Genomic DNA, 11238 nt, shown 5'->3' on the forward strand with positions numbered 1-11238 from the left:
CAAAAACGAGGCGGAAGGCCTCTCCCACCCCGAAATTTTATAAATTCTATAATGTCAAAAAAACCGATGCCTGCAAATCAGGCATCGGTTTCTGGGAATACAGCACATATCTGGTTATTCAAAGATAGACAGCCGCTATTTGAGGAAGCTGCGAATCCGCTGCGCTTCTTGTTCACTTGGCGGCACCAGCGGCAAACGAACCGTTCCTACTGGATGGCCGGTTTCATTTAATGCATACTTCACGGCTACTGGATTCGGGCATTCAAACAACACCTTAAATAACGGCAGAAGCTCGCGATGCAACTGGCTTGCCCGCTCTACGTTCCCATTAAAGAATTGTGCAACCATTTCTTTGATGGAACGGCCTGCGACATGGCTGGCCACGCTAATGACACCGTAAGCTCCGACCGCCATCGCTGGAAGTGCCGAGGCATCATCACCCGAATAAACCTTAAAATGCTCCGGCGCCTGGGCAACGATCATAGCAACCTGATCCAGAGGCGCGCATTCCTTGGTCCCCACGATATTTGGGATTTGCGCCAGCCGCAGCGTCGTTTCCACGCTCAAGCTGACAACTGTACGGCTAGGCACGTTGTACACGATAACCGGCAGGCTGGTTACAGCCGCAATCGCTTCGAAATGGCGGAAAAGGCCTTCCTGATTCGGCTTATTATAATACGGAGCGACCAGCAAAATCCCGTCTACTCCGCATTTTTCAGCTTCACGCGTCAAATGAACGGAATGAGCAGTATCATTGCTTCCTGTGCCAGCAATAATTTTGCAGCGTCCGGCTGCATGTTTTACCGCGAAGGCAAACAGCTCAAGCTTTTCTTCATCCGTTAGTGTAGGGGACTCCCCCGTCGTTCCGCTTACGACCAAACTGTCAGATTGCTGCTCCTCCACCAAATAGTCGATCAGGCTTGCGGTTTGGTCCCAGTCAATTTTTCCTTGATCATTAAAAGGCGTTACCATGGCTGTAATCATTCTTCCGAAATCAATCACGCCATATCCTCCTCCCGTCTCCCGCTTCGCTTATTTATTGCCGTCTTCTCAGTATGCCTTCAATTTCCTTAAGCGATGAATTCACATGCTTGGTTAGCGACCCAGTTCGAACTTCGCATGCAACGCTCGCAGCGCCTGCACCATATCGTCCTTCCGCACCAAAACCCAAATCGTAGTATTCGAATCAGCCGATTGCAAAATCTGAATGCCCTGCTCGGTCAGAGCCTCAACGATCTTGGCCATAATTCCAGGTACGCCGTTAATGCCGCCGCCGATGACGGACACCTTGGCGCATCCCGTGCATATTTGCGGTGAAAGGTCCAGCGATCTCAACACCGCTTCTGCCTTCGCCGAATCTTTATCAAAGACCGTATAAACGACACCGGTTGGGGTCACATTAATAAAATCAACACTAATGTCGTTCTCTGCCATGGATTTAAAAACTTGCAGCTGTAGATGATGCGGGCCGTTGCCAACGGATTCCACCCGGATTTGCGTCACGTTCGCCACATAGGCAATCCCAGTCACGTAACGATCCACAATCCCCAGTTGTACGTCCTTAAAACCTTCGGGGTTAGCAACCAATGTTCCTTCCCCTTGCGAAAAAGTCGAGCGAACCCGTACCGGAATTCCTGCTTGCATCGCAATTTCTACAGCGCGGGGATGAATAACTTTAGCCCCTTGATGCGCCATGTTGCAGATTTCTGCGTAGCTGACGTATTCCAGCGGCTTCGCATCCTCGACAATCCGGGGATCCGCAGTTAAGATCCCGTTCACATCGGTATAAATATCAACCATTTCGGCGTGTAACGCAGCCCCTAACGCCGTAGCCGAGGTATCGCTACCTCCACGCCCCAGCGTTGTGAAGTCGCCGTCTTGATTTTGACCTTGAAACCCTGTCACAATCACGACATCCTTCTGCTGCAGTTCTTCCAGCACCCGTGTCGGAACGATATCCAGAATTCTCGCATTGCCAAACTGGCTGTCCGTTCGGAATCCAGCTTGAGCTCCAGTCAAGACGACCGAAGAGATGTGCTGCTCAGCTAGCAAGCTGCACAGCTTGGCTGCAGAAATAATTTCGCCGCAAGCCATCAGTAAATCTTGTTCGCGAGGGGGTAAATAGCAATCCCCTTCAGACACCAAATCAAGCAAGGTGTCCGTTGCGTAAGGATCCCCTTTTCGGCCCATAGCCGAAACCACCACGACGAGCCGGAAACCGTTATCCAGTTCCCGGCGTACGTGTGAGATGACATGCTCTCTCGCTTCTTTCGTCGAAAGAGACGTGCCACCGAATTTTTGCACCAAAATGCGCATGGATATTCCTCCAGTTAATAAGTGCGGAGTAAAGCGATGACTTCATTCCGTTAGTAATAGCAAGATTAACGAACCCAGAGCTTCGAAAACATACCCCTTCGCCGCAATGATCTCCGCGATGGTATACGGCATTCCATGCTGCGCCTTTGAGCAATTTGTTCCGATACTTCCCACCTATATTGAGTCCGTCCTGTAAAGATCACGGCGTGAAACAACCCGAACGGTGCTTCATACATGGTATGCCGGCTGCGCAACGTTATCCATGAAAACGTTCGATAATTAACGGTTGCAGCTGTTTGCCTTCAAGCGCGGCATAGCATGTTTCAGGAATCAGTTCCATATTTGCTACGAGCGAATTCGGTTTGCCGGTCGGATTGTCTTGACCAAACGGAACGAAATATACGTTCTTGGCCACAATTAATTTCGCGATATTTGCCAAATTAAAACCTAAACCGTCATTCGTCGACATCGCGATGACAAGCGGTCGCCCGTTTCTCAGCTGGGCTTTAGCGGCCATCAATACGGGACTATCCGTTATCGCATTCGCCAGTTTGCTCGTCGTCGTTCCCGTGCAAGGAGCGATAACCAACACGTCCAGCAGCTTGCTTGGACCCAGCGGTTCGGCTTCGACAATTGAAGAAATAATATCATTCCCGGTAATATCTTTCAACTGTTTGCGCCAATCCTCCGATTTACCGAAACGGGTGTCGGTCGTCAGTACCGACTGGGATATGATCGGCACAACCTTCGCCCCTCCGTCAATAAATCGTTGGATCTGTGGCATTACCTCAGCAAACGTACAATGCGAGCCCGTAATGGCGTAACCTACCGTTTTACCCTGCCAATTCACTGTTCATCCCCCCGTGATTGATACTCATCCATAATCGACTGACAAATCGTGTTCGCCATAATAATTCCAGCCGATTTGGGAGCGACGATTCCGGGGAGGCCAGGGGCTAAAATCGCCTTCACTCCGCGCTTCTCAGCGAAACGGAAATCCGTTCCACCAGGCGCCGAAGCCAGGTCGATAATCACCGCCGTACGGGGCAGTTTCGAGATGATTTGCGCTGTGACTATCATAGTCGGAATTGTGTTAAAAATCAAGTCAACATCCCCTGTGTTGGCGGCCAAATCCCTTGTCACAAAAGGCTTCCAACCCATTTGCACCGCCCTGGCCACATCAGCTTCACGACGTACCCCTACCCTCACATTCGCTCCCAAACCTTGCAGCGTTCTTGCCAGCGTAAACCCTGTCCTCCCGATCCCAAGTACGATACAGTTCGAACCGTGAATCGTGATGTCCGTGTTCTGAATCGCCATCATTACTGCGCCTTCCGCCGTTGGAATCGAGTTATAAATGGCGACGTCATCACGTTCGAGCACCTCGATGATCCGGAAGCCGTGCTCCTCGCCCATTTGCTTTAGGAAGCTCTTGGCAATACCGGTATAGACCAGCGTGCTTGTTCGGACGGAGGCAAACCATTCCCGTTTAATGACCAGTTGTTCTGTAGAGAACGGCGCCGGGACGACACCGTGATCATCGCAACCGATTACCGGAAGGATGATTACGTCCGCGCCGGCCAGCAAGCCGGGGCTTAACGTCTCCTGCGAGACTCCTTTAAGGGGTGTTTCCCATCGGTCGAATCCAACAACCCGTACTGTAGCATCCAGCTCGACACATTTGTTGATGACCTCCACCTGCCGGGCATCCCCACCGAGGAATACAATTGTGATTCCGGTCAGCATTCTTAGACGGCACTCCTTCCAAGCAACACAGTATAGACCATCTTATGCCGCGGCCTACGAAGTGGTGAAAGTCTAGAATGCGTTGCGAAGCTGACGATGTGTATATCGTCATAGCAAACCTTTCCAGCAATTTTGTAGGATGTATCCCATATTATTACAGGTGGTGGAGTGAGTTGAGAAAGCCAGGAAAACGGGCTGTGATTTATGCAATTTTTTTGATGATTCTTTTGATATTGGCGTTTGCAGGATCTGTTGTTATTTCCTCACCGGAGCGGCAAGCGTCAGAGGTCGAACCATTCACCTCGCCTATACAAAGGCTGGGCGAAGCGGATCCCGCAGAAAGTGCTCTCTTGACGCCCGATACGATGAAAGCGGATTTCGATTACCTTATAAGCACGCTGGAACAGGTTCACCCGTCACTGATCGACGGATGGCAGAGAGAGCAACGAAAAAAAATACGGGATACTTACCGGATGATTCAAGCAGGTCCGCTGCCCATAAGCCGTTTTTATATCTCCGCTGTAGAAATGATCGGGCAACTGCATGACGCCCACACGAGCATCAACCCTTATTCCCCTTCCCTTTCCTATTTGGAGCTGCCGTTATACTGGACTGCGGAAGGCCCGGTGGTGATTCGATCAACGCCGTTGTTACAACGGGGCGACCTTTTACTTGAGTTAGGCGGGCTAACCCCTCCACAGTTATTAGACGAGCTGTCCAAGGTAGTGCCAACTGAAAATGAACATTGGTTAAAAATCATGGGAAGGCCCATGCTAGCTCATCCGTTAACCCGTTTAACGGTCACTTGTATCTATTGATCTCCCCCAAAACGTTCAGCGCCGCAAATGTCTTTGCCGTCACCTTCAAAGATAATGGGCTGGCCACTTTGATCGGAGAACCAACGGGCAATCAGCCATCTTGTTATGGAGATATATTCGTGTTTAAGATGCCTCACTCCGGATTTCAATTTACCGTATCTTATAAACATTTTTCTCGACCGGATCAACGCTTGACCCACGAAACCTCCTTAGAACCGGATATCTATGTTCCAACAACACGCCAAGACATTATCGGCGGAAGAGATGCCCAAATGGAAAAGTTAATGGAGATCATTACTGCAGCAAAATAAGGGACTTTTCGGGCCTTATTTCAGCGAAATTCTTCTAAGCGCAAAAAATAGAGGACATTTTAGGCCTTATTTGGAGCGGAACCCACCATAACCGCCACTTTTGAATGCGATAAATGAAAATAAGGGTAAAAAAGTCCGCTATTCCCGGCCATATCCCTCTCCTAACCGAAAATAAGAACCTTTTTTACCCTTATTCTTCAACACCTGAACATAAACATGCTACTCAGGTTAAACGTGCCTCAGTCCCTTACTTCGTGCCTGTATGCCCAAACCCGCCGGCGCCGCGAACCGTCTCCGACAGCTTGTCTACCTGCACGAGGTTCACCTCGGGAACGATCTGGAACACCATTTGCGCAATCCGTTCATTCCGCCGGATCACGAACGGTTCCTGACCAAGATTGATCAGCAGCACCTTGATTTCGCCGCGGTAATCTGCATCGATGGTGCCCGGCGTATTCAGGCACGTAATCCCGTGCTTCAACGCCAGCCCGCTGCGCGGTCGAATTTGCGCCTCTAAGCCGCCGGGCATCGCGATCGCGATCCCGGTCGGTACGAGGGCGCGTTGCCCTGGCTGGAGCGTCAGCTCCTCTGTAACGGCGGCGTAGAGGTCAAAGCCGGAAGCCAGCTCCGACATTTTACGCGGCAGCTCAATATCTTCATTTCCTGCCAAACGGTTAATTTGCACTTCAAACGACAAGCTCATCTCTCCTAACTCCCGATATCACGCGATCAGACGCCCCCACCATGGCAAGCGAAAATGGATGACTAAACATGCCCTTCAATACTTGGTTGACATCGTCCATCGTCACCGCCTCAATGCGGGCGATCATTTCATCTAAAGAATAATGTTTGCCGATCATCAGCTCATTTTTGCCAAGTCGATTCATGCGGCTTCCGGTGCTTTCTAAGCTCAAAATCAAGCTGCCCTTCAGCTGTTCCTTCCCCTTGCTTAGCTCGTTTGGAGTAATCCCGTTCACCGACACATCGTGCAGGATTTCCTTGGTCAAATCCAGCACTTCCTTCGTCTGACGCGGCGCGGTTCCCGCGTACACTGTAAACAGTCCGCTGTCAGCGTGCGAGCTGTGATACGAGTACACCGAGTAGGCTAACCCGCGTTTCTCACGGATTTCCTGAAAGAGTCGCGAGCTCATGCCGCCGCCAAGCGCATTGTTCAGCAGCACCATCGCATACTGCTTCTCATCCCCGATCGGCAATCCGGGGAAGGACAAGCAAATATGGTTCTGCTCGGTCTTCTTGCGGTGGAACTTCAATCCGCCCAAGAACTCAGGCGCGGCCATTGGGCCGGAGCTTCCCCGATTCGAAAAATCACCGAAATATTGCTCCAGCAGGTCAATCACCTGTTCATCGATATTCCCTGCCACGCTAATGACCGTATTCTCGATCGTATAGTGCTCGCGCATGTATTCTCGCAGGTGTTCGGATTCCATAGCGCGCAGCTTCTCCTCCGTCCCTAGAATCGGAAGAGCCAGCGGATGGTCTCCGTAGGCTGCCTGCGTTACAAGATCGTGGACCATATCATCCGGCGTATCTTCGTACATGGAGATTTCCTCGACGATGACGTTTTTCTCTTTCCGCAGCTCTTCCGCATCGAACAAAGAATGGAAAAACATGTCGGACAACACGTCAACCGCAATCGGTAAATGCTCATCCAGCACTTTCGCGTAATAGCAGGTATATTCCTTGGACGTAAACGCGTTAACGTTGCCGCCAATCGCATCAAACTGTTCTGCGATGTCCTTGGCGCTGTAGCGTTCCGTCCCTTTAAACAGCATGTGTTCGATAAAATGCGAAATTCCGCCCCGCTCAGGGCGTTCATTGCGGGAGCCAGTTTTGACCCAAATCCCGAACGAGACCGAACGGCACGTTGGGATCTTCTCCATGACTACCCGAAGGCCGTTTTTCAATTGCGTTTTCTTCACGAAAGGCCCTCCTAAATGTTATGCGATGCGTTGGTTAGCGTCGTTAATAAATGCATCCCTATCCTACCAAAAAAAGGCGGAAAGCTCAACTCTACGGCACAGGAACTTCCACTCGGTCCGGCGACAGCGTTTGTTCCACGGTTCCGAGCACCAACCCTTTGCTGCGAATGGCCTGAATCATCCCTTCCAGCGCGTTGCGGCTGGCCGCCGTCGGATGCATCAAGATCAGCGTTCCCGGCCCTACATTATTGCTAATCTTACTCACGATGCTGGTTGCGGGCGGATTTTTCCAATCTACGGTATCCACCGTCCACAAAACCGTCTTCAGCCCCTGCTCTGCTGCCAGCTTGACGGTCTGCATATTATAATCGCCTGAAGGCGGCGCGAACCAGCGATTTTCCACGCCCAGCTTCTCCTTCAGCAGCTCCTTCGTTTTGGAGATCTCCAGCCGTGCCCGCGTTTGTTCCAGCTGGCTCATATTCGGATGCGAGTAGGCGTGGTTTTCGATTTGATGGCCACGCCGTTTGATTTCAGCCGCAAGCTCCCCGTTCTTCTTCAGCCAGCTGCCATCGAGAAAAAAGGTCGCCTTGACCTTCTGCTGATCCAACGTATCCAGCATCGGCACCAGGTATTCATTGCCCCAGGCCACATTGATCATGAGCGCTGCCATCGGCTTGTTCGGGTTCCCCCGGTAAATCGGCTGCGGCCCTAGATCCTCGAGATTTACCTTTGGCCGAAGCTCCCGATACACATACTCGATGTTCGCGCCCTCCGGCAACAATTTGGCTTTCTCATAGGTACGTTCGATATCTACCTCTCGACCGTTATAGCCGGGAATCGCTTTCCAGACCCGGTCGACCACCGCGTCAATCGGCTCGATCCGCTGCTTCTCCGCCTCTTCCCGGATCTTGTCCAGCAACGGATCCGTATCCTTCGCTGTCCCGCCGCTAGTCGGGTCAGGCTGGTCCTGAGCGCCCAAGTCACCGGTCAAGTCATGAATCAGGCGAAAAGCGTAGCTGTCTTCTCCCGAGCTTTTGGCAACAAAAGCCCGAATGCCGGCAAACTGCCCCAATATCATCATCAACGCAATGCAGATCGCGATGACTGCAAACTTGTTCCGCCCCATGCTAACAGCTCATCCCCTTAAACGGTTTTTGTCCCCATCATATGTTGACAAGCCTAGGGATATGCGAAAACAATAAAAAAGAGCCAGAATTTAATTATTCTGTCTCTTTTCCCGCAAGGGTTGCCTGCGTCGATAGATTATAAATTTATTTGGATGGAGTTTTGTCCGTTTCGGCGGTTAATACCGCTTTGCGGGAAAGATTAATCCGTCCTTGGTTGTCGATCTCGGTCACTTTCACCGTTACCGTATCACCGATCGCCACAACGTCTTCAACTTTGGCGACGCGTTCCGTTGAGAGTTGCGAAATATGCACTAAGCCGTCTTTACCTGGCAAAATCTCAACGAATGCACCAAATTTCTCGATCCGTTTGACGGTCCCGACGTAAATCTCGCCGACCACCACTTCTTTAACGATCCCTTCAATGATCGAACGCGCTTTGTTGTTCATCTCTTCATTGGTAGAAGCGATGTACACACGGCCATCTTGCTCGATATCGATCTTCACGCCGGTTTCTTCGATGATCTTGTTGATGATCTTGCCGCCGGCTCCGATAACATCGCGAATTTTGTCCGGATTGATTTGCATGATCGTAATCTTCGGCGCGTAAGGGGACAGATGCTCCTTCGGCTTCTGGATCCGTTCCATCATTTTGGACAAGATAAACAGTCGACCTTCTCTCGCTTGCTTCAAAGCATCGGACAAAATTTGCCGGTCAATGCCGTCAATTTTGATATCCATTTGGATAGCGGTAACACCTTCCGCAGTACCAGCCACTTTGAAGTCCATATCGCCAAGATGATCTTCCATCCCTTGGATGTCAGTCAAGATCGATACATGTTCGCCGTCTTTAATCAGACCCATCGCAACCCCGGCAACCGGAGCTTTAATTGGTACGCCTGCATCCATCATCGCCAGCGTACTGGCGCAAATGCTTGCCTGCGAGGTCGAACCGTTAGATTCCAACACTTCCGATACGAGACGAATCGTATAAGGGAATTCGGATTCCGGCGGAATCACCTTCGACAACGCGCGTTCGCCCAATGCGCCGTGACCGATTTCGCGGCGGCCTGGAGCCCGTAATGGACGAGCTTCGCCAACGCTGAACGGCGGGAAATTATAGTGGTGCATGAAGCGTTTCGACTCTTCGAGGTCAATCCCATCGAGAATTTGAACATCGCCCAATGCTCCAAGGGTACAGATGCTTAGCGCTTGCGTTTGCCCGCGCGTGAACAGACCGGAGCCATGCGTACGCGGCAGCAGGCTGATATCGCATTCAATTGGACGAATCTCGTCCAGTTTACGACCGTCAGGGCGTACTTTTTCATGAGTGATCAACCGGCGCACTTCTTCCTTAACGATGTCGTGAAGTACTTCCTTCACATCGGCGAGCAGCTCCGGCGTTTCTATGTATTTCTCTTCGAAATGAGCTACCGTTTCGTCGTTAATCGCGTCAATCGCATCCTGACGAGCATGCTTCTCAGCGATCTTCACCGCTTCAATCAAGCGATCTTGGGCATAAGCGCGAACCTCACGGTTCACTTCTTCATTTACCGTATGCAACTGAACTTGCATCTTTTCTTTACCGGCGACTTTTACGAGATCTTCAATGACGGCAACGATCCGTTTGATCTCTTCATGGCCAAACATAATGGCTTCCAGCATCACTTCTTCTGGAACTTCGTTCGCTTCCGCTTCTACCATCATGATAGCGTCCTTCGTGCCGGCAACCACGACGTAAATGTCGCTCGCTTCCTGCTGGGCTACGTCCGGGTTAATGACGAATTCCGCGTTTACCCGGCCTACAGCCACGCCTCCGATTGGCCCGTTAAACGGAACATCGGAAATGCTCAGCGCTGCAGAAGTCCCGATCATGGCGGCAATTTCCGGTTCGCAGTCCTGATCCACACTCATGACCAGGTTTACGATTTGCACATCATTACGGAAGCCTTCCGGGAAGAGCGGACGAATTGGACGGTCGGTCAAACGGCTGGCCAGAATCGCTTTTTCACTTGGACGTCCTTCCCGTTTAATAAAGCCGCCGGGAATTTTACCGACTGCATACAGTTTCTCTTCATAATTGACGGTTAACGGGAAAAAGTCCAAATCCTTAGGTTCGGAAGAAGCCGTAACCGTACAAAGCACCGCCGTATCGCCGTAGCGGACCATGACCGCCGCATTCGCTTGCTTCGCTAATCGGCCGGTTTCCAGAATGAGAGGTCTTCCTCCCAAATCCATTCTCACTTCAGTCTGCATGAAATCCCTCCTTATCACCAATACAAGTTCGGTACTGAGTTCATTATTTCCTGCTTTTCACCAATTCATAATGAGAAGCGGCGTTGACAAGAGAAGAATGTCCTCATAACAAAAGCTCCTGACGGAGCTCTTCATGGAAGCTTATCGCAACAAAGCCTAATTTGTAAAAAGCAACCCGGCTGCACACCACACGCTTCGCCAGCGTCCGCCATGCAACTAGGCTGCTTTTGTACAAACTTGTTTAATTAACGACGCAATCCAAGTTTCTCAATCAAAGCGGAGTAACGATTTACGTCTTTGTTCTTCAAGTAAGCCAACAACTTACGACGTTGACCAACCATCTTCAGAAGACCGCGACGGGAATGATGGTCCTTCTTGTGTGTACGCAAGTGGTCCGTCAAATTCACAATGTTCTCCGTAAGGATAGCAATTTGCACCTCAGGGGATCCGGTATCGGACTCATGAGTTCTGTGCTCTTGGATCAATTGTTGTTTACGTTCTTGAGTCAATGCCATCCTGTTCACCTCCTTTATCTCAAATCGCCGTTAGCCTCGTCGCCGGCGGTGAAACCGTGCAACCAAGCCAAGGTTCTCGCTGCCAATTGGAAAAAACATGTTCTTCCGCATGACAACGTTACATAGTATACCACAGCCGATGGGCAAAGTAAATGCCGCGCGATCACTCAGTTAAAATGTTACTAAAGAGGCATCGGTTCACTCACATCGAA

General features: G+C 50.8%; 11 protein-coding genes. 2 read left to right on the plus strand and 9 right to left on the minus strand.

Annotated elements, in window-relative coordinates; translation table 11 throughout:
- Nucleotides 1-135: 135 nt before the first annotated feature.
- From dapA to dpsA, 4 genes are all read right to left on the minus strand, one after another.
- Nucleotides 136-1002: a 4-hydroxy-tetrahydrodipicolinate synthase gene (gene dapA, locus RW092_RS04710; RefSeq protein WP_016312391.1), complete on the minus strand. Its 867-nt coding sequence runs from the start codon at nt 1000-1002 to the stop codon at nt 136-138.
- Nucleotides 1003-1095: 93 nt separating this feature from the next.
- Nucleotides 1096-2316, minus strand: coding sequence for an aspartate kinase (gene dapG, locus RW092_RS04715; protein WP_016312392.1), 1221 nt, complete (start codon nt 2314-2316; stop codon nt 1096-1098).
- 256 nt (nt 2317-2572) lie between these two features.
- The gene (locus RW092_RS04720; protein ID WP_316009651.1) at nt 2573-3166 is read right to left on the minus strand and encodes a dipicolinate synthase subunit B; all 594 of its coding nucleotides are present in this window, start codon (nt 3164-3166) and stop codon (nt 2573-2575) included.
- Entirely contained in the window at nt 3163-4062 is a 900-nt protein-coding gene (gene dpsA / locus RW092_RS04725; RefSeq protein ID WP_028539135.1) for a dipicolinate synthase subunit DpsA, read from the minus strand. The genes RW092_RS04720 and dpsA overlap by 4 nt, the downstream gene beginning before the upstream one ends.
- A gap of 173 nt (nt 4063-4235) precedes the next feature.
- Here dpsA and RW092_RS04730 point away from each other — a divergent pair, with 173 nt between their 5' ends.
- Nucleotides 4236-4880, plus strand: a complete 645-nt coding sequence (locus tag RW092_RS04730; RefSeq protein WP_260070583.1) for a hypothetical protein — start codon at nt 4236-4238, stop codon at nt 4878-4880.
- Nucleotides 4868-5191 carry a S41 family peptidase gene (locus RW092_RS04735; RefSeq protein ID WP_157273276.1) on the plus strand — a complete coding sequence of 108 codons (324 nt, stop codon included), beginning with the start codon at nt 4868-4870 and terminating at the stop codon, nt 5189-5191. Before RW092_RS04730 ends, RW092_RS04735 begins: the two co-directional genes overlap by 13 nt.
- A gap of 247 nt (nt 5192-5438) precedes the next feature.
- Here RW092_RS04735 and dut read toward each other — a convergent pair whose 3' ends face one another.
- The 5 genes from dut to rpsO all read right to left on the minus strand — a co-directional run bounded on the left by dut (nt 5439) and on the right by rpsO (nt 11026).
- Nucleotides 5439-5888 (minus strand): dUTP diphosphatase, encoded by a 450-nt coding sequence (dut, locus tag RW092_RS04740; RefSeq protein WP_009223060.1) that lies wholly within the window; start codon nt 5886-5888, stop codon nt 5439-5441.
- On the minus strand, nt 5878-7131 hold the full coding sequence (locus RW092_RS04745) for a M16 family metallopeptidase (RefSeq protein ID WP_316009652.1): 1254 nt from the start codon (nt 7129-7131) through the stop codon (nt 5878-5880). Before RW092_RS04745 ends, dut begins: the two co-directional genes overlap by 11 nt.
- Before the next feature lie 91 nt (nt 7132-7222).
- Nucleotides 7223-8257: a polysaccharide deacetylase family protein gene (locus tag RW092_RS04750; protein WP_316009653.1), complete on the minus strand. Its 1035-nt coding sequence runs from the start codon at nt 8255-8257 to the stop codon at nt 7223-7225.
- A 145-nt stretch (nt 8258-8402) separates the two neighbouring features.
- On the minus strand, nt 8403-10511 hold the full coding sequence (gene pnp / locus RW092_RS04755) for a polyribonucleotide nucleotidyltransferase (protein WP_316009654.1): 2109 nt from the start codon (nt 10509-10511) through the stop codon (nt 8403-8405).
- 245 nt (nt 10512-10756) lie between these two features.
- Nucleotides 10757-11026, minus strand: a complete 270-nt coding sequence (gene rpsO / locus RW092_RS04760) for a 30S ribosomal protein S15 (RefSeq protein WP_009223056.1) — start codon at nt 11024-11026, stop codon at nt 10757-10759.
- Between the last annotated feature and the right edge of the window lie 212 nt (nt 11027-11238).

The organism is Paenibacillus sp. 3LSP, assembly GCF_032465655.1.
Taxonomy (GTDB): domain Bacteria; phylum Bacillota; class Bacilli; order Paenibacillales; family Paenibacillaceae; genus Fontibacillus; species Fontibacillus barengoltzii.

Bases quoted from the DNA above. Each gene is read 5' to 3' on its own strand.
- dapG (WP_016312392.1), bottom strand. From the start codon at position 2,316: ATGCGCATTTTGGTGCAAAAATTCGGTGGCACGTCTCTTTCGACGAAA.
- dpsA (WP_028539135.1), bottom strand. From the start codon at position 4,062: ATGCTGACCGGAATCACAATTGTATTCCTCGGTGGGGATGCCCGGCAG.
- RW092_RS04750 (WP_316009653.1), bottom strand. From the start codon at position 8,257: ATGGGGCGGAACAAGTTTGCAGTCATCGCGATCTGCATTGCGTTGATG.
- pnp (WP_316009654.1), bottom strand. From the start codon at position 10,511: ATGCAGACTGAAGTGAGAATGGATTTGGGAGGAAGACCTCTCATTCTG.
- rpsO (WP_009223056.1), bottom strand. From the start codon at position 11,026: ATGGCATTGACTCAAGAACGTAAACAACAATTGATCCAAGAGCACAGA.